The organism is Brevibacillus sp. FSL K6-0770 (genome assembly GCF_038000275.1).
In the GTDB taxonomy this organism is placed as follows: domain Bacteria; phylum Bacillota; class Bacilli; order Brevibacillales; family Brevibacillaceae; genus Brevibacillus; species Brevibacillus parabrevis.
On the sequence record NZ_JBBOBQ010000001.1, the window covers coordinates 2,495,784 to 2,516,275 of the forward strand.

Annotated in this window: 23 protein-coding genes; 22 read left to right on the forward strand and 1 reads right to left on the reverse strand. The window is 51.6% G+C overall.

The window, feature by feature from the left end:
• Window positions 1–26 precede the first annotated feature (26 nt).
• The 15 genes from hisC to NST23_RS12360 all read left to right on the forward strand — a co-directional run bounded on the left by hisC (window position 27) and on the right by NST23_RS12360 (window position 13,363).
• Window positions 27–1,121, forward strand: coding sequence for a histidinol-phosphate transaminase (gene hisC, locus NST23_RS12290; RefSeq protein WP_122963568.1), 1,095 nt, complete (start codon window positions 27–29; stop codon window positions 1,119–1,121).
• Between the two features lie 70 nt (window positions 1,122–1,191).
• Window positions 1,192–2,295, forward strand: a complete 1,104-nt coding sequence (locus NST23_RS12295; RefSeq protein WP_122963657.1) for a prephenate dehydrogenase — start codon at window positions 1,192–1,194, stop codon at window positions 2,293–2,295.
• An 81-nt stretch (window positions 2,296–2,376) separates the two neighbouring features.
• The gene (aroA, locus tag NST23_RS12300; protein WP_340963736.1) at window positions 2,377–3,657 is read left to right on the forward strand and encodes a 3-phosphoshikimate 1-carboxyvinyltransferase; all 1,281 of its coding nucleotides are present in this window, start codon (window positions 2,377–2,379) and stop codon (window positions 3,655–3,657) included.
• 389 nt (window positions 3,658–4,046) lie between these two features.
• Window positions 4,047–5,168, forward strand: a complete 1,122-nt coding sequence (locus NST23_RS12305) for an amidohydrolase family protein (protein WP_122963656.1) — start codon at window positions 4,047–4,049, stop codon at window positions 5,166–5,168.
• 146 nt (window positions 5,169–5,314) lie between these two features.
• On the forward strand, window positions 5,315–5,905 hold the full coding sequence (locus NST23_RS12310) for an RNA polymerase sigma factor (RefSeq protein WP_063226965.1): 591 nt from the start codon (window positions 5,315–5,317) through the stop codon (window positions 5,903–5,905).
• Window positions 5,902–6,552: a zf-HC2 domain-containing protein gene (locus NST23_RS12315; protein WP_122963566.1), complete on the forward strand. Its 651-nt coding sequence runs from the start codon at window positions 5,902–5,904 to the stop codon at window positions 6,550–6,552. The genes NST23_RS12310 and NST23_RS12315 overlap by 4 nt, the downstream gene beginning before the upstream one ends.
• Window positions 6,553–6,653: 101 nt before the next feature.
• Window positions 6,654–7,598, forward strand: coding sequence for a tetratricopeptide repeat protein (locus NST23_RS12320; protein WP_328140506.1), 945 nt, complete (start codon window positions 6,654–6,656; stop codon window positions 7,596–7,598).
• Window positions 7,599–7,727: 129 nt separating this feature from the next.
• Entirely contained in the window at window positions 7,728–8,846 is a 1,119-nt protein-coding gene (locus NST23_RS12325) for a hypothetical protein (RefSeq protein ID WP_122963564.1), read from the forward strand.
• Between the two features lie 9 nt (window positions 8,847–8,855).
• Window positions 8,856–9,071: an IDEAL domain-containing protein gene (locus tag NST23_RS12330; protein WP_063226969.1), complete on the forward strand. Its 216-nt coding sequence runs from the start codon at window positions 8,856–8,858 to the stop codon at window positions 9,069–9,071.
• Between the two features lie 88 nt (window positions 9,072–9,159).
• Window positions 9,160–9,585 (forward strand): DUF2487 family protein, encoded by a 426-nt coding sequence (locus tag NST23_RS12335; protein ID WP_173595817.1) that lies wholly within the window; start codon window positions 9,160–9,162, stop codon window positions 9,583–9,585.
• Between the two features lie 222 nt (window positions 9,586–9,807).
• Window positions 9,808–10,326, forward strand: coding sequence for a ubiquinol-cytochrome c reductase iron-sulfur subunit (locus NST23_RS12340; RefSeq protein ID WP_063226971.1), 519 nt, complete (start codon window positions 9,808–9,810; stop codon window positions 10,324–10,326).
• Between the two features lies 1 nt (window position 10,327).
• A complete protein-coding gene (qcrB, locus tag NST23_RS12345) occupies window positions 10,328–10,999 on the forward strand; it encodes a menaquinol-cytochrome c reductase cytochrome b subunit (protein WP_049740092.1) in 672 nt (223 codons plus the stop codon).
• Window positions 11,000–11,028: 29 nt separating this feature from the next.
• A complete protein-coding gene (locus tag NST23_RS12350) occupies window positions 11,029–11,823 on the forward strand; it encodes a menaquinol-cytochrome c reductase cytochrome b/c subunit (protein WP_063226972.1) in 795 nt (264 codons plus the stop codon).
• 75 nt (window positions 11,824–11,898) lie between these two features.
• Window positions 11,899–12,498, forward strand: a complete 600-nt coding sequence (locus NST23_RS12355) for a DUF1405 domain-containing protein (RefSeq protein WP_063226973.1) — start codon at window positions 11,899–11,901, stop codon at window positions 12,496–12,498.
• 49 nt (window positions 12,499–12,547) lie between these two features.
• Window positions 12,548–13,363, forward strand: coding sequence for a sporulation protein YpjB (locus NST23_RS12360; protein WP_122963561.1), 816 nt, complete (start codon window positions 12,548–12,550; stop codon window positions 13,361–13,363).
• A gap of 69 nt (window positions 13,364–13,432) precedes the next feature.
• On the opposite strand, the gene NST23_RS12365 is transcribed toward NST23_RS12360, so the two are convergent.
• Window positions 13,433–14,290, reverse strand: coding sequence for a YitT family protein (locus NST23_RS12365; protein ID WP_063226975.1), 858 nt, complete (start codon window positions 14,288–14,290; stop codon window positions 13,433–13,435).
• 231 nt (window positions 14,291–14,521) lie between these two features.
• Here NST23_RS12365 and NST23_RS12370 point away from each other — a divergent pair, with 231 nt between their 5' ends.
• From NST23_RS12370 to NST23_RS12400, 7 genes are all read left to right on the forward strand, one after another.
• Complete coding sequence (locus tag NST23_RS12370; protein ID WP_122963560.1) at window positions 14,522–14,869, forward strand: nucleotide pyrophosphohydrolase; 348 nt, start codon at window positions 14,522–14,524, stop codon at window positions 14,867–14,869.
• A complete protein-coding gene (gene dapB, locus NST23_RS12375) occupies window positions 14,862–15,614 on the forward strand; it encodes a 4-hydroxy-tetrahydrodipicolinate reductase (RefSeq protein WP_122963559.1) in 753 nt (250 codons plus the stop codon). Before NST23_RS12370 ends, dapB begins: the two co-directional genes overlap by 8 nt.
• A gap of 50 nt (window positions 15,615–15,664) precedes the next feature.
• Window positions 15,665–16,075: a methylglyoxal synthase gene (locus tag NST23_RS12380; protein WP_063226978.1), complete on the forward strand. Its 411-nt coding sequence runs from the start codon at window positions 15,665–15,667 to the stop codon at window positions 16,073–16,075.
• Complete coding sequence (bshB1, locus tag NST23_RS12385) at window positions 16,072–16,767, forward strand: bacillithiol biosynthesis deacetylase BshB1 (RefSeq protein ID WP_173595818.1); 696 nt, start codon at window positions 16,072–16,074, stop codon at window positions 16,765–16,767. Before NST23_RS12380 ends, bshB1 begins: the two co-directional genes overlap by 4 nt.
• A 20-nt stretch (window positions 16,768–16,787) precedes the next feature.
• Window positions 16,788–17,903, forward strand: a complete 1,116-nt coding sequence (gene bshA, locus NST23_RS12390; RefSeq protein WP_122963557.1) for an N-acetyl-alpha-D-glucosaminyl L-malate synthase BshA — start codon at window positions 16,788–16,790, stop codon at window positions 17,901–17,903.
• A 155-nt stretch (window positions 17,904–18,058) separates the two neighbouring features.
• Window positions 18,059–19,282, forward strand: coding sequence for a CCA tRNA nucleotidyltransferase (locus NST23_RS12395; RefSeq protein WP_309539073.1), 1,224 nt, complete (start codon window positions 18,059–18,061; stop codon window positions 19,280–19,282).
• Window positions 19,272–20,255, forward strand: coding sequence for a biotin--[acetyl-CoA-carboxylase] ligase (locus tag NST23_RS12400; protein ID WP_340963738.1), 984 nt, complete (start codon window positions 19,272–19,274; stop codon window positions 20,253–20,255). The genes NST23_RS12395 and NST23_RS12400 overlap by 11 nt, the downstream gene beginning before the upstream one ends.
• The last annotated feature ends 237 nt before the right edge of the window (window positions 20,256–20,492 follow it).

The window sequence follows — 20,492 nt, forward strand, 5'->3', positions numbered from 1 at the left end:
GAAAAATGTGACTGGAGTGAACGTGGATGCAACCGAAGCAACGCATACTCAATGCCCCGGTATATCAGCCAGGGAAACCCATTGAAGACGTCAAACGGGAGTTTGGTTTGACAGAAGTGATCAAGCTGGCGTCCAACGAGAATCCTTATGGCTGCTCGCCAAAGGCAAAGGCAGCTATTGCGGAACAACTGGACAATCTCGCTCTTTATCCGGACGGCGCAAGCCTCAACCTGCGCTGGGACTTGGCAGATGCCCTCGGTGTGAAGCCTAGTCAACTGATCTTCGGAAATGGCTCCGATGAAATCTTGTTGATGATCTCTCGCGCTTTCCTGAGCGAAGGCACGAACACCGTCATGGCTACGCCGACGTTCTCCCAATATCGCTCCAATGCGATTATCGAAGGGGCAGAGCTGATCGAGGTTCCGCTCAAGGATGGCGTGCACGATCTGGAAGCGATGGCGGCTGCCATCAACGAGCAGACGAAAGTCGTCTGGGTATGTAATCCGAACAACCCTTCCGGCACGATCGTTACGGCGACAGAGCTGGAAGCGTTCCTGCAAAAAGTGCCGAGCAGCGTTCTCGTCGTCATGGATGAGGCTTATTACGAGTATGTCGTTGATTCCGCGTATCCGCAAACCGTTCCGATGCTGTCCCAGTATCCGAACCTGATCATTTTGCGCACGTTCTCCAAGATTTACGGCTTGGCAACGCTGCGCATCGGCTACGGCATCGCCTCCGAAGAGCTTGTGTCCGCTCTGGAGCACGTCCGCGAGCCGTTCAATACCGGAGCGCTTGGTCAGGTGGCAGCACGTGCGGCCCTGCACGATCAGGAGTTTGTCATCTCTTGCCGCGACCGCAACCGCGAAGGCTTGAAGCAATTGACTGACGCATTCGACGATTGGGGACTTTCCTACTTCCCGACGCAAACCAACTTCATTTTGGTAGACCTGAAAATGGATTCCGATGAAGTATTCAAAAAGCTCTTGATGAACGGAATCATCGTTCGCTCGGGCAATGCGCTCGGCTTCCCTGGATATCAACGGATTACAGTGGGAACAAAAGAACAGAACGAAAAGATTTTGTCTGTGCTAAAAGAAATCGTAACTGGCGCATTGAAATAACGGACACGAGATGCCGGGCGTTCCCCGGCATCTTTGTCTACGCGCATATGAGGAAGGACAGGAAGTGGAGATGAAAAAAGTAACCATCACTGTAATCGGTGTCGGATTGATTGGCGGTTCGATCGCTTTGTCCATGCGACGTGACCCCAATATCCGTGTTGTCGGTTACGATGTACGACAAGAACCATTAGATAAAGCGTTGACACTTGGAGTGATTCACGCTGGAACGACTGATTTGCAAACGGCTGTCCGCGAAGCCAATGTCATTTTCCTCGCAGCCCCCGTCGAGCAAATCGTAGCTACACTGCGCTTGTTGCAAGACATGGAGCTGCAACCAGACGTCATCGTCACAGACGTGGGAAGCACCAAGTCAGGCATTGTCAGACAGGCGGTAGAAGTCATTCCGCCGCATGTGACGTTTATCGGCGGGCATCCGATGGCCGGATCGCACAAATCAGGCGTGGAGGCGGCTTCGGACAGACTGTTGGAAAATGCCTACTACGTTTTGACGCCAGCCCCTGGCACGGCAGCAGAAAAAGTGGAGCGTTTAACCGAGCTTCTCTCCCTCACGCGGGCAAAAGTAGTACAGATGGACGCGGATTCCCACGATCAGGTAGTGGGAGCAGTCAGCCATTTCCCGCATGTCCTGGCATCTGCTCTGGTCAACCTGGTCGCCGGATACGACGAAGAGAACGCGTGGCATGCGCGTCTGGCCGCAGGCGGCTTCCGTGACATTACCCGCATTGCTTCGAGCAATCCGCGCATGTGGCGCGACGTATTGCTGCAAAACCGCGAGCATATTGTGAAGATCGCCAAAGACTGGGCAAAAGCTTTGGAAGATGTCGTCGAGCTTGTGGAAGAAGGCGACCCGGATGGAATCGAGCGGTTCTTCCAGACAGCCCGCGACTTCCGCGACGGTTTGCCTGAGCGCAAAACAGGAGCTTTGCCGCCTTTGAACGATTTGTATATCGACATTCCTGACCATCCAGGGGAGATCGGGCGCATTACGACGTTGCTCGGTGCGAAGCAAATCAACATCACCAACCTGCAAATCAGGGAGACGCGTGAAGATATATACGGTGCGCTGCGCATCACCTTCCATTCCCAGGAGGAGATGGAAAAGGGGGAGGAACTTCTCCGCTTTTTCGATTACAATGTATACAGGCGTACATGAGCCTGGTCGCGCAAACACGCTTTACAACGAAGACGCTTCACAGTATGACTAACGGGTGAAGAGAAAAAGGGGAGTGGCACTGTGCTTCGAGTTCGTCCAGCAAAGAAAATAGCAGGAACCGTACGTGTTCCGGGAGATAAATCCATTTCGCACCGTGCTGTCATGTTCGGAGCCTTGGCAGAAGGCGTTACGACGATCGAAGGCTTCCTGCCTGGCGCGGATTGCCTCAGTACGATCAGTTGCTTCCGCCGCATGGGCATCGAGATCGAGCAGCAGGGTGACAAAGTAACGGTACAAGGCAAAGGCTGGTACGGCTTGCAAGAGCCGATGCAGCATCTGGATGTAGGCAACTCCGGCACCACGATTCGCCTGATGTCCGGCATTTTGGCGACACAGCCGTTTCATACGGTCATGGAAGGCGACGAGTCGATTGCCAAAAGACCGATGCGCCGTGTCATCGGACCGCTGCGCCAGATGGGGGCAAAAATTGACGGCAGAAAAGACGGGGAGTTTACCCCTTTGTCCATTCGCGGCGGCAAGCTGCAAAGCATGGCGTACCAGTCTCCGGTCGCGAGCGCGCAAGTCAAATCGGCGATTTTGCTCGCCGGCTTGCAAGCAGAAGGCGTGACCAGCGTAACCGAGCCGCACTTGTCCCGTGACCATACGGAGCGGATGATGCAAGCGTTTGGCGTTTCTGTCGTTCGCGATGGGCTGACGGTGTCTGTAGAGGGCGGTCAAAAGCTGACCGGACGAGCTATTTCCGTCCCGGGCGACATTTCCTCTGCGGCCTTTTTGATCGCGGCGGTCATGGTAGTGCCAGGCAGTTCGCTTTTGATTGAAAATGTCGGGATCAACCCGAGCCGTACAGGCATCATCGACGTGGTGAAAGCGATGGGCGGAAGCCTGGAGCTGCAAAACGAGCGAATTGTCAACGAAGAGCCGGTCGCCGACCTGCTCGTGACCCATTCGCAGCTGCACGGGATCGAAATCAGCGGGGATATCATCCCGCGACTGATTGACGAGATTCCGGTCATTGCCGTCATGGCTACGCAGGCAATCGGGCAGACGGTCATTCGTGATGCAGAAGAACTGAAAGTAAAAGAAACCGACCGGATCGCTACAGTCGTGAGCCAGCTGTCCAAATTCGGAGGCCGGGTCACGCCGACAGACGACGGAATGATCATCGAAGGACAGACAGCCTTGACAGGGGCGATTATCGACAGCATGGGCGATCACCGTATCGGCATGGCGATGGCGATTGCTGGCCTTGCTGCGACAGGAGAGACGGGGATTGAGAACGAGGAAGCGATCGATGTATCGTTCCCGGGCTTTGAAGAACTGCTGAAAAACATCAGCCAATAAGGGAACCGGAGAGAGAGCCTGCTGTTGACGAGACAGCAGGCTCCTTTCTATATGAGCAATTGGGCCTAAAACAGGAGGAACTGCTCTGACGTTTTTTAGCAAAAATGATTTGACAAGCGCTTACATTCCGTTTATTATAAAAATACAGTATGGTTTCTCTCCACTCCTATCCAATATTATAAAAGCACACATGTGCTACCGCCGTTTGAATGCGCTTACAATCAACGGCGGTCTTTTTTTTTGTGAAAAACGTCTCGACGTTTTTCATGAAACGGGATGTGACCGCTTGCGGTCAACAAAACGGCCATGGCCGTTTTGCATTTTTCCCCTTTTCCGCGCATATGCTCGTACAAATCGCAGTGCGATGCGAGGGTCGGGAGGGGACAAGCATGTCGGAGCAAGGAATGGTCATTCGAGGGGGAGCCGTTGTTACTGCATACGGAATCAAGGAAGCGGATTTGTGGGTGCACGAAGGAAAGATCGTCCGCATCGCCAAAGACACCTTGCCCAAGACGACAGGCGAGACTGCTTTTGCCGAAGTAGACGCGTCCGATATGTATCTTTTGCCTGGCTTTGTCGCACTGCCGACACAATCTTTATATAAAATAAAAGATAGGCACACATACATAGAAGTGATGCAGGGATTTGTCAGGAGCGGCTGCACCAGTTTCGCCGACGTGTTTTTGCACGAAAGCTGGATGAGCAAGCCGCAGATGGAATACCAGCAAACCCGCCATTTCAACAGTCCGCTGGATTACGTCTGGCATGTCGGGATCGGGGCTGACCAGCTACAGGCGAAAACGGTGGCGAGATACGGTGAACATGGCTTGGCGGCCTTTCACGTATCGGTTCGCAGCCCAGAAGAAATTTCCACAATAAAATGGGAAACGCTTTTGCAACTTCATACGTCTAAACAAACGATTCTGCATTTGCACATACAAAATGATGCGTCCGTAAAAAAAGAACAGCGTGATCAAATTCGGCAGCTTTGGCTGGACGCTACTAAATACTGGAAGGTGCGTACCGTCATCGCTGATCCGTCAGTGGCCTTTGAAACAAGAGAACACGATCCGTTTTTGCACATTTTTCGTTTGCCAACAGAAGTGACAGACCGGGCCATTCGCCACATGCACCAGCACTTTTACGACAGTTGGCAAGTCGCTGCTCCCCTTCACGATGTTCGCATTGATTATCGCCGGAGATGGTATTCGCCGGAAAGGTTGCTTTGTCTACTCGTCAGACTTGCTTCGACAAACGTTGCCAAGGCAGTCGGGCTTTATCCGCAAAAAGGGAGCTTGACACCAGGGGCAGACGCTGATATTGTCTTCCTGAAAAAGGAAAACTGGTTGACAAAGTATGATCTTTCCACTATTCTCAATTTTAGCGAAATGCATCTTCCAACATCTGTTATGTCGAACGGTAAATGGTTGTATCGAAACGCGCAGTTTAGCTCGTCTGTTGGGATGGGCAGACGCCTTTTCGACACAAAGCCCTACGCATATGTCATTTAACCCCAAAAATGGGGGTTTTTTCGTGAAGGATTCCCGCAGTCTGACGAGAAAAAGAATCGTAAGGTCGCGCAACTTTTTACATCCCCAGCAGTCTAATGTTACAAAGGCCGCTGAGGGATCGGAATCGCAAGGAGGTAATCCTGATCATGACCGATTCCCAGCTTATCCGAGAAATTAAAGAAGGTAATCTGGAATGCTATGCTGAACTGATTCGTCGATATGAAAAAAAGATCCTCTCATTTGTCACTCATCTTTTGCGTCAGGCACATCTGGAGCATATTGCTGAGGATATTTGTCAGGAGACGTTTTACAAGGCGTATAAGAGCATTCATTCTTTCCGTGATGTAGAAGCAACCTTCTCTACTTGGCTCTATACGATTGCCCGTAACTCTGTACTCAGCGAATTGCGCAAAAGCCGCAACTCCGACGTGTATCTCGATGATACACTGCAAGTGCCGATGGCATCTCCCAAAACTTTGCCCGAGCAGGTTTTGTTGCGCAACGAGCGGGAGAGCATGGTCAGACTGGCTATTAACAACTTGCCGGAGAAGCAGCGCTCAGCCTTGATTTTGCGAGAGTACGAACAAATGGATTACACAGAGATCGCCACGATTCTCGATTTGACCGTCAGCTCCGTGAAATCCTTGCTGTTTCGGGCACGCCAAAGTATAAAAGGCCAGCTGGAAACCTACATCCTGGACCCTCAATTGGATGAAGCTGAAGGGATGAATCGATGATGAAATGTGAAGAAGTTCAGGAAATTCTGCCTGAATACGCCGAAAATCTGTTGTCAGAGGTGACACAACGCCGTGTTGATCACCATATGGCATCGTGTTATGCCTGTCGTGCCGACTATGAAATCTGGTCGGACAGCGGGGAGTGGATGGAAATGGACAAGGAAGAGTACCATTCCGTTACGCCTTCCCGTTCCATTGTTGATGCTGTCATGGCCCGGATTTTGTCCGAGGAGCAATGGGCGATCCCGATTGGCAGAAAAATTTTCAGTGTAACAGCCAGAATGAGACGCATGGGAGCAAGTGTAGCCGTTTTGTTGCTATTGTTGTTTACTTTTACTTTATATGTCAATTCCACTTCCACCGAGCAAGCCAATTCCCTCGTGATCAACGGGGAAGTGATGGCGATGAACACGCCAAAAGCGCAAGTCATCTCCTCTTCCATGCAGACAGACGATGGTACATACGTGGTAGAAGCACAGCCGCTCACTTCGCAAAGTGATGCACTGGCTAGTGCGACCGCCTCGATCGTTCCGCTGGATGGAAAACCGGCAGCAACAGATTCAGCGAAGCCAAACTACCCGATTGTGCTCAGTGTGTTCGGGATTTTGATGACCGTATTGACAATGAGCTGGCTTACACGTGCATAATGGTATATGATCAAGAGAAATGAAAAGACCGTCTTAGGACGGTCTTTTGTGGCTATTCATCCAGAATACGGCCTAAGCATAATACATATGAGGTGAGCACGATGCCAAAAAAATGGCTGTATGTCATAGATGAGGCAATTAAGCGAATTGAGAACGACGAAGTGGAACTGGGTTTGACAGCCTTGCAAAAAGTGCAGGAGCACGGGGCTGACTTGCCTGATGTCATGATGTATTTGGCGGAAGTGTGGTACCGTCTGGGCCATTTGGACGTGGCAGGCAAACTGTTGTCGGAGGTTCTGGAAAACAATCTGCAGCTAGACCCTTCCTTGCGCAGAGAGTGCCAATTGCTGCTTGCCGAAATCGCGCTTGATTCCAGTGATTTTGAAACGGCGCAGCATTTGCTCTACGAGTGCAAAGAATCGGGCTATGACAGCATTCAGCTCGATTTGCTATTGGCAGATTTGTACGCGCTGCAAGATTTGGACGAGGTGGCTGTCAAATATTTGGAGCAGGCCAGACAAAAAGAGCCTGACAATCAGGACATTTTGGCTGCGCTCGGCAACCTGTATTTCCGCATCGGGGAAGATGAAGTAGCGATGCAGCTTCTGGAGCAGGCGGGCAGTGAAAGTCTGGAGCTGCTCTTGACCAAAGGACGCTCGTTGGCGCAAAACGGGCAGTTCGAGCAGGCGTATCAAGTATTCCGCCAGGCGCTTGTGCTCGACCGCTCGCCGGAAGTGCTGTATGGAGCGACACTGATGGCTTTCCACGTGGGACGACTGGAGGAAGCGGTGGAGCTGGTAACCACGCTGCAAGCCATTGACGAAGAGTACGTGGCTTCGTACCCGCTGGCGGCAGACATTTACTTGTCGCTGGGCAAAACCGAGCAAGCTATCGACGCCTTGAAGCAATACGTGACGCTGTCCGGCTTTGACCTCGATCAAATTCGCCGACTGATTGCGCTGTTGACGCAAGCGGGACGATACGACGAAGCGAAAGAATACCAGCAATTGCACGATCAGTGGGATCACGAAACAGAAGAAGAGTAAGCGAAAAAAGCTTCAGCGCATAAAAAAATCGACGAACAGGAAGTCACTCATGTGGCTTCCTGTTTATTTTTCCGCTTATTGGCAAGAATGAGGGATACAAGAAAGCCATCGCAAAGAAGGGATGCACAGATGAACTTGGCTGAGATCTTGGTCTACACCGATATCCGGCAGCTCCATCAGATTGCCAACCACTACGGATGCGAATGCAACCCTCATTCCAAAAACGAATTGATCACTTCTCTCTTGTCCAGTCTGCGTCACCGGTTGACAATCTCTCAGGAAGTAGCGCAGTTGTCTCAAGCCGAAATACACTTTTTGCTGCAGCTTTTGCTCGACAAGCGAACCGTCATGTCGCTGGAGGATTTGCTCGCCAAAGCGGGCGTGGCTCTTTTGGCAGCAAAAGAAAAAAAGCAGGATTCGGCAAGGCAATTTGTCGCGGCGGCGATGAAAAGAGGCTGGATATTTCCTGCCAAAAGCAAAACGGTCGGGCAGTATCAAATCCCGTTGGACATCCGAGAACCTTTCATACAAGCCTGGCTCGATCAGTGGCGCGAGGAGAACGATCTGGTGATCCCCGGCCCGCAGGCGTACAGGGACGAAGGAACGGCTCTTTGCGACGATATCATGCAATTTTTACAATTCCTTCAGCAGGAGCCTGTACCGCTTACGGCTGAGGGAGGCATGTACAAACGGCATCAGCAGCAGTTGTTTCAATTTTTGTACGTGAAGGAAGAGCCGCTTTTGCCGCAAAAATGGCGCTTTGGATACGGGCTGCACTTCGATGTATACCCGGATCGCTTCTCTTTGCTTTACGACTTCTGCTACTACAACAAATGGATGGAGGAGGCGGAGGGGAGAGTAGGCATTACCGAGGCGGGACGGGAGCGGTTGGAACAGCCGTATTCCGATCAGCTTTACCATGATGTGATCCGCTTCTGGATGCGATTGTACAAGCGGGCGATCCCGAATTTGCCGATGCTTGTCCAGTTGATTCCGCTCATCGCCTCTGGCGGCTGGGTGCGGCAGGAATCGCTGCTGCATACGCTGGTTCCCTGGATCAAAGAGTTTTACTACGATGCACCCGCAGATATTTTGATCAATCGAGTCTGCAAAATGATGGTGCATCTCGGATTGCTTCGAGTCGGCCAAGACGAGCATGAACAGTGGTTGTACACTGCCACCTATGCGAGCCAGACTTGGCTTCGAAAATACAACGGCTTTACGGAAACGACTATTTTATTGAAGTGAGGGATGGGTATGGAGTGGCCAAATTTCTATTCCAACGCGTACGGAACGAACAATCAAATGGTGTCCGGGTTGCTGTCCGAGATGGTAATCGACGAGCAAATGCGGCAGTACCGCAAGCGGACGCTGTACCAGGAAATTGACGAGGCGTTGGCTACCAAAAACAAAGAGCTGTTCATCCGCCTGACGGGCGAATTGAAAGAGATCATGGCTTACGAAAAGGCGTAGCTGCCTTGGCCGGAAGCTGTGTTGCGAGACTTTGCCGATTCATGGTACGCTAGTTTCCAGAATCTACACGAGAAGAGGAGACGGCGTTATGCAATGGAATGTAAACGAATTTGAAAATTGGGAGGAGCTGCGACCCTATGTGGATACCGCGCTGCTCCCTCTTTATTTGTACAAGGACGGTATCGGGGTAGAAGAACACGTGCTGCGCATGAACTATTTGCTGAATATAGCGGCAGGCATCGAACAGCGGCTCAAGGGGCGAGTTCTTCTGTTTCCGCTCAGCTATCAGTTTGCAGAAGCGAGTCAAGGCCAGAAGACGCCGCGAGACTTCGCTTTTTCAGTCGGATTGCATTTTTCGCAGGACAAAATTCGCTTGGACGAGCAGGGGCAGGAAGGCTGTCTCATGCTTCCGGTCGGAGAAGAAGATCTGGACTCAGCCTTGCGTTTTGAAGTGACTGTGGATGTTTTGGTCCAGGAAATTATTCGTCTGTGGCAGCGAAAGACGGCGCAATAGAGAAAGCGTTTTCCGGTAATACTACAGGAAAACGGGAGGGACAAGGAGCAAATTTTGACAAAATGGCAACAATCTATCAGCAGGCAGGGGTTGGCTTCTACCATGCCCGCTGGACATTCTTGACATCTTTATAGGCGTTAGCTATGATTGGGATTGACCTAGTGTATATGTATGAAAACGCCATCGTAGCGCTATTTTACAGGATAAGGAGGGAAAAAAGAGATGGGAGACAAACGCGAAATTTCCAGACGTACTTTTTTGAACTACGCTCTGATGGGAACTGGCGGGTTCCTTGCTGCGGGTATGATCACCCCGATGATTCGCTTTGCGGTTGACCCTTTACTGCAGGGACATGCAGGTGGAGATAAAGTAGCAGTTGGTTCTCCAGATGAATTCAGCGCAGTACCTAAGCGCGTTGAATTTAAGGTACATACCAAGGACGGTTGGTATGAATCCGAATCTACGTTGTCTGCATGGGTAACCAAAAACGACAAGGGTGAGATCCTTGCTCTGTCCCCAATCTGTAAGCACTTGGGCTGTACCGTTGACTGGAATACCAGTCCGGAACATCCAGATCAGTATTTCTGTCCATGCCACTTGGGCCGTTACACGATCAACGGTGAACACATCTTGGGTACACCGCCGACAGCATCTCTTGATGAGTACGAAACAGAAGTAAAAGACGGCAAGCTTTATTTGGGTAAGGTAAAGGCAAATCCTCGTCCGGGGGTGAACGGCTAAGATGTTACAAAAAATGTATGATTGGGTCGATGAGCGCCTGAATATCACTCCGATGTGGCGCGACTTGGCCGACCACGAAGTACCTGAGCACGTGAACCCGGCACACCATTTCTCTGCTTTCGTTTACTGCTTTGGGGGCCTAACGTTCTTTATTACGGTTATTCAAATCTTGTCTGGTATGTTTTTGACGATGTACTATGTACCAGACATTATCAACGCCTACGAGTCTGTTAAATACCTCCAGAACGAAGTTGCATTCGGGGTAATCGTACGCGGTATGCATCACTGGGGCGCGAGCTTGGTCATCGTGATGATGTTCCTACATACTTTGCGTGTTTTCTTTACAGGTGCATACAAAAAGCCTCGCGAGCTGAACTGGGTTGTGGGCATGCTGATCTTCTTCGTCATGCTGGGCCTCGGTTTCACAGGCTACCTCTTGCCATGGGACAACACCGCATACTTTGCGACAAAAGTAGGTTTGGAGATTGCAAACTCCGTTCCGCTCATCGGTCCGTATGTAAAAATGTTGCTCACAGGTGGAGACATCGTAGGTGCGCAAACGCTTTCTCGCTTCTTCGCGATTCACGTATTCTTCCTGCCAGGCGCATTGCTCGGCCTGTTGGGCGCTCACTTTGTTATGATCCGTTCGCAAGGTATCTCGGGTCCACTATAATGGGTCTTCGATAAAAAGGAGGAAATAGCATGGCAAAACAAGATAAAGATGCTACCTTCGTCGGAGATTCCCGAGTATCGGCGAAGCGTATCCCTAATATTTCTCCATCCTACTCCGACTTTCCGGGAAAAAATGAGCCGTTCTGGCCTAACTTCCTGCTGAAAGAGTGGATGGTGGCAGCTGTTTGCTTGGTCGGCTTCCTCGTGCTGACGGTTTCTCATCCATCGCCGCTGACTGACAAGGCAAACCCGAATGATACGTCATTCGTTCCGTTGCCAGACTGGTACTTCCTGTTCCTGTACCAAATGCTGAAATACCCTTGGGCTGCGGGAGATTGGGTAGTCCTCGGTACGATCATTATTCCGGGTATCGCCTTTGGCGGACTGATGCTTGCTCCTTGGCTGGATACCAGCAAAGAGCGCCGTCCTTCCAAGCGTCCGGTAGCAACTGGTTTGATGCTGACAGCTCTGGTAGGCGTTTTCTACCTTACGTGGGCTGCGGATCACGAGCACTCCCTGAGCCATCCATCCAGCAAGGATTCTGGTGGCGCTGGTCATGGCTCCAACGCAACGGCTCCGGCACCTGCTGACACCAGCTTTACAGCAGATGCGGTATGGAAAGCTCAAACAAGCTGCATGGGTTGCCACGGCAAAAACATGGAGGGCGGCATGGGTCCAAACCTCCAGAAGATCGGTGAAAAATACGATGCAACGCAGATTGCCGATATCATCAAAAATGGTAAGCCACCTGGAATGCCAGGCGGCATGATCAAGGATGATGCGGAAATCACGAAGTTGGCCGAGTACATGGCAACCTTGAAATAAGCTAATAGAGAAAAAGCTGGCTGACGATGCGGTCAGCTTTTTCTTTAGCGGCGTACACAGCGGGAGACGATAAACATGATCTGGATATGGGAGTGGTTCAAGCATTCTTTGGGGAAAAGATGGTTTCTATGGACGCTGTTTATCGTAAACCTGCTGGGAACTATATACGGATTCATCTGGTATAAAAACCAGCTGGCAGAAACGCCAGCGTACTTGACTCCTTTTGTCCCAGACAGCCCAACAGGTAGTGGCCTTTTTACTTTGGTCATCCTTACCTATTTGTTGGGTCGCCACATCCCGGTACTGGAAGCACTGGCAGGCATCACGAATTTCAAGTATGGTGTATGGGCCGTTTGCATTATCTTGGCGGGTTGGATGATGGGGAATGAAGTACGCTGGACAGATGTGATGTTAATTATTTCACATGCTGGAATGGCGGCTGAATCGGTGCTGTATGCACGCTTTTACAAATTGAGCATCCTGCCAGTGGGGATCGCTGCGCTGTGGACTTTAAACAACGACTTTTTGGATTACGTGATGGATATCCACCCATGGCTGCCGAGTGTGCTTGACCCGTACGATGGTTTCGTCGGGCTGTTTACTGTGCTTCTCAGCCTGGTATCCATATCGGTTATTTGGATTGCAAACAGCAAGCACACGATAAACAAGGTCTAATCTTGTCCTCCTTTCCATAGGCTGTACTAGGGGAAGGAGGTTTTTTGCGTTGAAGAAAAACATCCGGTTTTTACTGTTCTTTTTGGCGATCGGATTGTTTTTGTCCTGGCCGATACACAGTTTGTACTCCAAGCTGAATCAACCGATCGAAGCACAGCAATTAGTGGCTCTGGATCAGATTGCCAATGATTTTTTGAATTACGCAAAAAAAGGGGATATTGAAGGCGCACAAGAGCGGATTGTGCAACTGGCGGAGAAGTTCCCGAACCAGCATTTGACGTCTCCGCTCAAAATCGAGAGCCTGAACGCGGTAACGCAGTCGATTTTGGCGGCGAAAAAAAGCTTTTCTTCTGCCAACGTGAGCGAGCAGCAGCTGTTGTGGCACGCCACGCAAGTTCGGGTAGCGATTGATGCTTTGACGCATGAACATCAGCCGATGTGGCGCAGCTATTATCCCTCTCTTGTCACCCAAGTGCAAAACTTGCAGCAATCTGCGGTAGAGCGTAATTTCACCCAATTTCGCGAGCAGTTCGACGAGAATTATCGGCTGTTTTTGGCGATCAAACCGGGCATGAGCATCCAGCTGCCGGAGGAGCAATTGGCTTCGATTTCCTCGGCTTACGATGTCATTTCCAAAGAGATGAGAAACGCGCAAATGGACTGGCAGCTCATCAGGGAAGCTTTGCGCGATTTGAACGGTTCCATCCAGACGGCATTTGTCGGCGAGGAGAAGAGCACCTTTGCCCGCCTGATGATGCGGCCTGATTCGCCCATGACGATGCTGCTCTCGATTGCGATTGCGCTCGTTGCCGCTTTGGCTTATGTGGCGTGGAAAAAGTACGATGGCGAAATTCGCTCCACCTGAAAATGGAAGGAAGCGTACACAAAAAACCTTGCCCTTATGCTCAGGCAAGGTTTTGTTGCGTTTGAAGCTTTAATCATGCAGCGGCTTTTTATTCTCATCAAGCGTAAAGCCTTCGCCCAGCACCTCGTGCACGTCATTGACGATCACGAAAGCGTGCGGATCAATCTCTTGCACGATGTTTTTAAAGCGCATGACTTCGTTGCGGCTGACGACGACGTAAATCACTTTCTTTTCTTCCCCGGAGTAGGCTCCTTTACCCGCCAGAAGCGTTACGCCACGGCCGAGATCGAGAATTTGCTTCGAGATTTGCTCGGCGTGATTGGAAATGATGGTTAGCGCTTTTCCGGCGTAAGCCCCATCCTGGAAAAAGTCGATGACGCGCGCTGCGATAAATACGACGACGAGCGTGTACATCGCGCTCTCCAGGTTCAAGTAGATGAGCGATGCGCCGATGACGAGGATGTCGCCGAAAAACAGCGTTCTACCCATGCTGACACCCATGTATTTTTGCAGCAAGCGGGCGATGATGTCTACTCCGCCAGTCGTTCCGCCATAGCGGAAAATAATGCCCAAACCGACGCCGACAGCTACACCAGCGTACAGGGAAGCGAGCAGTCGATCTTTCATCACGAGCGGCATGACGCCGTCAAAGACGGAGAGAAAGACGGAAAGGGCGACCGTTCCTAAAATCGTGTAGAAAAAAGACGTGCGGCCGAGAATTTTCCAACCTAACAAAAACAGCGGTACGTTCAAGACGAAGAAGACAATCCCTTGATCTACGACCGGGAACAATAGCTTGATCAAAATGCTAATCCCCGTGATACCGCCCTCGGCAAGATGGTTGGGGATGTTAAAGGCATTAATGCCGAATCCCATGATGGCAGAACCGATAATGATGGCGATGATGCTCTTTAAACGGATGTTCATAGTGTCCTCCTGTTTTGCCGGAGCCGAAATGGATGCTTTTTTGTCCGACATGTTGTGCAGTTGTGCGAGCGAAAACCTTGATGCCTGAGGGTCATACGAAAGCCATTATAAATGACCGATTATTTGATTGTCCATATGTTGGAAGAGGAAGTATTGAGATTTGGCAAACGCAGCCTTTTTGTGTACGATAGGTGAAAGAGAGAAGGATGAAAACAACAAAGGAGTGGGCGAATGGAACGGCAAAAAACGATGCAAGAAATCCAGCAGGAAGTGGACCAATACATATCGCAATTCAAGGAAGGGTATTTTTCACCGCTGTCCATGCTGGCTCGCATGACGGAAGAAGTCGGGGAACTGGCACGGGAGATCAATCATTTTTACGGCGAAAAGCCCAAAAAGAAAGACGAAGGCGAGAAAACGGTCGAAGAAGAACTGGGCGACGTCCTGTTTATTGTGATCTGCTTCGCCAACTCGCTTGGCATTGATTTGCAGGAAGCGTTTGATCGTATTATGCACAAATTCAACACACGCGATAAAGATCGCTGGACAAGAATTGAGGAGAACGATCCGCATGAATAAACAAATACGGGTAGCGGTGGCGGGCGCCAACGGACGCATGGGACAGGAAGTTGTCAAAATGCTGGCGCAGGACGACCAGATGATCTATACCGGCAATCTGGATACGCGCCTTGACGCGGAACAAATTGCCAAACAAATGGAAGAAATGCAGCCTGACGTGCTTGTCGACTTTACGACACCGCATAGCGTGTACAAAAACATGGAGCTGTGTTTGGCACACGGCGTTCGACCTGTGATCGGGACGACCGGGTTGACTCCCGAGCAGTTGCAGGAAATGACCGATCGTTACAAAGAAGCGGGTCTGGGGGCGATCATTGCTCCGAATTTTGCGATTGGGGCCATTCTTTGCATGAAATTTTCCGCGATGGCAGCCAAGTACATGCCGCATGTGGAGATCATCGAACTGCACCACGACCGCAAGCTGGATGCGCCAAGCGGCACAGCACTAAAGACGGCGGAAATGATCGCTGCTGTGCGCCAGGAGCTGAAGCAGGGACACCCGGAAGAAGTGGAGACGATTCCGGGTGCGCGGGGAGCCGAGTACGAAGGTTTCCGCATTCACAGCGTCCGCTTGCCGGGAATGGTTGCTCACCAGGAAGTGCTGTTCGGTGCGACCGGGCAAACGTTGTCGATTCGCCACGATTCCATCAATCGCGAGTCGTTTATGCCAGGCGTCAACTTGGCGATCAAAGCTGTGATGAGCATGTACGGCTTGATTTACGGGCTGGAACATTTGATTGATTAAACGTTTGATTAAAAAAGCGATCTCTATCGAGACATAAGGGAGAGTTTCTCGTGAAAATTGCATTGATAGCGCATGATCGAATGAAAGAAGAGATTGTCCAATTGGCAACGGCCTACGAGTCGATCCTGGCCGAGCATGAGCTGTATGCCACGGGTACGACAGGCGCAAGAATCATGGATGCCACTTCGCTGAAACTCACCAGATTTTTGTCAGGACCTCTGGGAGGCGACCAGCAAATCGGGGCGAAAATTGCCCGAAACGAGATGGACCTGATTATTTTCTTGCGTGATCCGCTTACTTCGCAGCCGCATGAGCCGGACATTATTGCGCTGCTCAGGCTGTGTGATGTGCATAAAATTCCGTTTGCCACCAACCTTGGGTCTGCGGAAATCATGCTCAAGGCGCTGGAGCGCGGGGAGTTGTCCTGGCGCGAGGTGCTGCACGAGGAGAATGAGGCATGAGTTCACTCGACATTTTGGCGATTGGTGCGCATCCTGATGATGTGGAGATCGGCGCGGCGGGGAGCCTGCTTTTGGCGGCGCAATCCGGGAAGCGTACAGCGATTCTCGATCTGACGTACGCCGAGCTGTCGTCGAATGGCACGGTGGAGCGCAGACAACAGGAAGCGGCTGCGGCTGACAAGCTGCTAGGGGTTGCGGCGCGCTACAATTTTGGCTTGCCTGACCGCGGGCTGGAGAGCGTCAGGGAGCAAGCGATCGAGCAGGTCGTGAAGCTGATCCGCGAAACGCGTCCGCGTACAGTGCTCGCTCCGTATTTTTCCGATCGGCATCCCGACCATGAGAGTGTAAGCCGCATCGTGCGGGAAGCTATCTTCAATGCGGGTATCCGCAAGTATTTGCCTGATTCGGAGCTGCCAGCGTATCGCCCTGCTCAATTTCTGTACTATTTTATTAATTCGACGGTCACACCCCAGTTTGTGGTCGACATTACCGCGATCTACCCGCAAAAAATGGAAGTGCTCCGCTGCTACCGCAGTCAATTCGAACTGGAAGAAGGCAGTGTGCAGACTCCGTTGACCAACGGGTATCTGGAATCGGTCGAGTATCGCGAGCGCTTGTTTGGGCAACAAGCAGGCGTGACGTATGCAGAAGGATTTGTCAGTGCTGCGCCTTATGTATTGAACAGCTTGTAAAAAGGGGTGACACCTAAGAAATGAACATTGGGATTACTTGTTACCCATCTTTGGGAGGCTCAGGGGTTGTCGCGACAGAGCTTGGCAAGCTGTTGGCGGAGCGCGGGCATCAGGTGCATTTTATTACCGGCGGGATGCCTTTTCGCCTGGGAGCCTTTCATCCGAATATTTTTTACCACGAAGTAGAAGTGAACCATTATGACGTGTTCAAATATCCGCCGTACGATTTGACGCTGGCAAACCGGATGGCGCAGGTGGCCAAAAATGAAAAGCTGGACTTATTGCACGTACATTATGCCGTGCCACATGCGCTGTGTGCGTTTTTAGCGAAACAAATGGTCGGGGATCATCTGAAAATCGTCACGACTTTGCACGGGACCGATATTACCGTGTTGGGGTATGACTCGAACTTGAGCGACATGATTCGCTTCGGCATTGAGCGCAGCGATCTCGTGACGGCTGTATCCAAAGATTTGATCAAGCAGACAAAAGAGCTTTTGCACGTCGAAAAAGAAATCGTTCCGGTGTACAACTTCGTCGACAAGCGGCGCTACTACCCGAAAGAGGTAGAGCACCTGAAAAAAGTGTTCGCTCCAAACGGGGAGAAAATCCTCATGCACATATCCAACTTCCGTCCGGTCAAGCGCGTTCCGGATGTCATTGACATCTTTGCGCGAGTCAGGCAAGAGATGCCTGCGCGTCTGATCCTGATTGGGGAAGGACCGGAGATGGGGGCCGTCCGCAAGCAAATCGCCGAGCAAGATTTGACAGAGGACGTATGCTTTTTGGGCAAACAGGAGGACGTAGCGGAAGTGTTGTCCATGGCAGACTTGATGCTCTTGCCGTCGGAAAAGGAAAGCTTCGGCCTGGTTGCGCTGGAGGCAATGGCGTGTGGCGTTCCTGTCGTGGCTTCCGTGGCTGGCGGGATTCCCGAAGTGGTTGTCGATGGCGTCAACGGCTTTTTGCGTCCGATCGGAGACGTCGAAGGCATGGCGCAAGCGGCGATTCGTCTGTTGCAAAATGAAGAAATGTATCGCCAGTTTTCCGCGAACAGCATCGAACGCTCCTGCAAAACGTTTTGTCACGAAACGATTGCCTCCGAGTACGAGGCGCTCTACGCCAAGCTGCTCGGATAAGCACTCGATACGGGCAACAACAGCTATTGGCGGGACAATCGGCTTTTCACCAATTGATGCAACTTGGATACAAAAATGAACAGCCCATACAAAAATCTCATGAGTGTCGCCTCCTCATAACATCGGGTGAACCATGCGAGAAAGGGGGGAGCGGTATGACGCTCCATCTGGCAAACCGGGTTCTTGAGACGTTGGAGAATCACGGATTTGAAGCTTACTATGTCGGCGGATGCGTCCGCGATTGGCTGCTGTCTCGGCCCGTGCACGATATAGATATATGTACGAATGCCCATCCTGGCGACGTCATCCGCTTGTTTCCCGATCACGTTCCGACCGGACTCAAGCATGGGACAGTGTCTGTCAGGATCGAGGGGCAATTTTTTGAAGTGACGACTTATCGGACGGAAGGCAAGTATGAAGACTATCGCCGTCCGGCAGACGTCCAGTTCGTGTCCGATCTCAGACTGGATTTGGAGCGCAGGGATTTTACGATGAATGCCATGGCGATGAATCGGATGAAAGAGCTTCAGGACCCGTTTGGCGGTCAGGCAGATATGGCAGCGCGACTGGTCAGGGCCGTGGGACAACCGCTGGAGCGCTTTCGGGAAGATGCGCTGCGATTGCTCCGAGCCGTTCGCTTTGCGGCGCAGCTCGGTTTTGCGATTGAGGCCAGGACGCTTGCTGCCATGAGCGAGACGGCTTCGCTTTTGGCGCATATCGCTGTGGAGCGTGTCCGGGAAGAGCTGAATAAAATGCTCGGCAGCCAAGCCCCGCAAATCGGTTGCGATCTGATCAACGAAACGGAACTGTTTGGCTATTCGCCTGTCTTGCAGCGATTGTTTCGCGATTCGGCTTCCGCATTTTGGCGGAGTGCGCATGTAAACAGTCTGCCGCAAAAATGGGCGCTTCTGTTCTACGCAGCGCAGTTTACCTCCGAGGAAGCGATCGCTGCCTGCCAGCTTTTGCGAATGTCCAAGCGGGAGACGGAAGCAATCGGTTTTTTTGTGGAGCAATTGCGGCATTTGCAACCGGAGTGGGATCAGCCAAAACCGCTTGAGTGGGGGCAGTTGTTGCTCGAAGCAGGCTGGGAAAAATGCGAGCAGCTCGCCCAGCTTTTGCTGGCATGCTGGTGGAATCAGCAGCCGCAAGCCATGCTGGAGAGCCTGTCCGAACAATATCACGCGATGCCGGTCAAAACCATGAAGGAACTTGCGATAACCGGGCTTGATCTGCAACTCGCCCTGCAAAAGAAACCGGGGGAATGGATTGTCCACGTGTTGCGGACGCTGCTGCGGCAAGCGGCCCTGCACGGATTGCCGAACACCCCCCATGATTTGATTGAAGCTGCAAAGAAAGAGGTTGCGCAAGATGAACATTAAACAAGTCATTCTTCAAGCCTTTCGCGATCAGCCGGGACGCTTTATTTCCGGCGAAGAGCTGAGCCAGACGTGCGGCTGTTCGCGAACAGCGGTCTGGAAGCACATCGAGGAGTTGCGGCGGGATGGGTACGAGGTAGAAGCTGTCCGCAAGTCGGGCTATCGCTTGCTTGCAGCGCCTGATCGGCTGTCTGCGGCAGAAATCATGGCGGGGCTGTCTACCGCGCGGATCGGACAGCATGTCATCGCCCATGACGAGGTCGTCTCCACGCAGCCGCTCGCGCACGAGGCTGCGGCAAAAGGCGCACAGGAAGGCACGCTCGTTTTGGCGGAGCAACAGACGGGAGGAAAAGGGCGGCTGGGACGTCCCTGGCACTCTCCGAAAGGGACAGGCATCTGGATGAGCCTGATCGTCCGCCCTGCGATCCCGCTGCCGAAAACGCCGCAGATGACCTTGCTGACAGCGGTGACTGTCGCGAGAACGATTCGCGAGGAAACAGGGCTTCCTGTCAAAATCAAGTGGCCGAACGATATTTTTATCGGGGACAAAAAAGTGTGTGGGGTATTGACCGAGCTGAACGCGGAATCGGATCGCGTCAATTACTTGGTGATCGGCATTGGGCTGAACGCCAACAGTGTACAGGCTGACTTTCCCGAAGAGTTGTTGTCTATCGCGACTTCTTTGCGAATCGAGTCAGGCACTCCGATCAAGCGCGTTTCGTTCATCCAGCGCTTTTGCCAAAACTTCGAGGAAGAGTACGACCATTACTTGCGCGCAGGCTTTGCGCGTGTGAAGCAAGAGTGGGAAGCCAACTCCTATTCGATTGGCCGCTGGGTAACCGTCCAGACGATCTCGCAAAAGCTGGAAGGTCAAGCGATAGGGCTTGATGAGGAAGGCGTGCTCATGGTGGAAGATCAGGCAGGCCAGATCCATAAAGTGTATTCGGCGGACGTCAATTATCGTGCAAATGTGTAGATGATTTGCTATACTCCAAAAGGGAGGCTGTATCTTTTCAAGAACGGTACTCCCGGAGTATTTTTGCAGCAAATGGTGTATAGATAAGGCAAATACGCAAGGACAAAAATCTGCTCAGAGCCTTTGTGGACCGAGACAGAAGGAATCCGTTCAAGACAAGTATGTCTCTTTGGCATGGACAACCTTCTCCCTTTTATGAGCGAGAAGGTTTTTTTATTCCTCTCTATCCACGAAGCT

What these genes read in the sequence shown, in the direction of transcription:
- hisC (WP_122963568.1), top strand. Translation starts at nt 27, where the DNA reads ATGCAACCGAAGCAACGCATACTCAATGCCCCGGTATATCAGCCAGGG.
- NST23_RS12295 (WP_122963657.1), top strand. Translation starts at nt 1,192, where the DNA reads ATGAAAAAAGTAACCATCACTGTAATCGGTGTCGGATTGATTGGCGGT.
- NST23_RS12305 (WP_122963656.1), top strand. Translation starts at nt 4,047, where the DNA reads ATGTCGGAGCAAGGAATGGTCATTCGAGGGGGAGCCGTTGTTACTGCA.
- NST23_RS12310 (WP_063226965.1), top strand. Translation starts at nt 5,315, where the DNA reads ATGACCGATTCCCAGCTTATCCGAGAAATTAAAGAAGGTAATCTGGAA.
- NST23_RS12315 (WP_122963566.1), top strand. Translation starts at nt 5,902, where the DNA reads ATGATGAAATGTGAAGAAGTTCAGGAAATTCTGCCTGAATACGCCGAA.
- NST23_RS12320 (WP_328140506.1), top strand. Translation starts at nt 6,654, where the DNA reads ATGCCAAAAAAATGGCTGTATGTCATAGATGAGGCAATTAAGCGAATT.
- NST23_RS12325 (WP_122963564.1), top strand. Translation starts at nt 7,728, where the DNA reads ATGAACTTGGCTGAGATCTTGGTCTACACCGATATCCGGCAGCTCCAT.
- NST23_RS12330 (WP_063226969.1), top strand. Translation starts at nt 8,856, where the DNA reads ATGGAGTGGCCAAATTTCTATTCCAACGCGTACGGAACGAACAATCAA.
- NST23_RS12335 (WP_173595817.1), top strand. Translation starts at nt 9,160, where the DNA reads ATGCAATGGAATGTAAACGAATTTGAAAATTGGGAGGAGCTGCGACCC.
- NST23_RS12340 (WP_063226971.1), top strand. Translation starts at nt 9,808, where the DNA reads ATGGGAGACAAACGCGAAATTTCCAGACGTACTTTTTTGAACTACGCT.
- qcrB (WP_049740092.1), top strand. Translation starts at nt 10,328, where the DNA reads ATGTTACAAAAAATGTATGATTGGGTCGATGAGCGCCTGAATATCACT.
- NST23_RS12350 (WP_063226972.1), top strand. Translation starts at nt 11,029, where the DNA reads ATGGCAAAACAAGATAAAGATGCTACCTTCGTCGGAGATTCCCGAGTA.
- NST23_RS12355 (WP_063226973.1), top strand. Translation starts at nt 11,899, where the DNA reads ATGATCTGGATATGGGAGTGGTTCAAGCATTCTTTGGGGAAAAGATGG.
- NST23_RS12365 (WP_063226975.1), bottom strand. Translation starts at nt 14,290, where the DNA reads ATGAACATCCGTTTAAAGAGCATCATCGCCATCATTATCGGTTCTGCC.
- NST23_RS12370 (WP_122963560.1), top strand. Translation starts at nt 14,522, where the DNA reads ATGGAACGGCAAAAAACGATGCAAGAAATCCAGCAGGAAGTGGACCAA.
- dapB (WP_122963559.1), top strand. Translation starts at nt 14,862, where the DNA reads ATGAATAAACAAATACGGGTAGCGGTGGCGGGCGCCAACGGACGCATG.
- bshB1 (WP_173595818.1), top strand. Translation starts at nt 16,072, where the DNA reads ATGAGTTCACTCGACATTTTGGCGATTGGTGCGCATCCTGATGATGTG.
- bshA (WP_122963557.1), top strand. Translation starts at nt 16,788, where the DNA reads ATGAACATTGGGATTACTTGTTACCCATCTTTGGGAGGCTCAGGGGTT.
- NST23_RS12395 (WP_309539073.1), top strand. Translation starts at nt 18,059, where the DNA reads ATGACGCTCCATCTGGCAAACCGGGTTCTTGAGACGTTGGAGAATCAC.
- NST23_RS12400 (WP_340963738.1), top strand. Translation starts at nt 19,272, where the DNA reads ATGAACATTAAACAAGTCATTCTTCAAGCCTTTCGCGATCAGCCGGGA.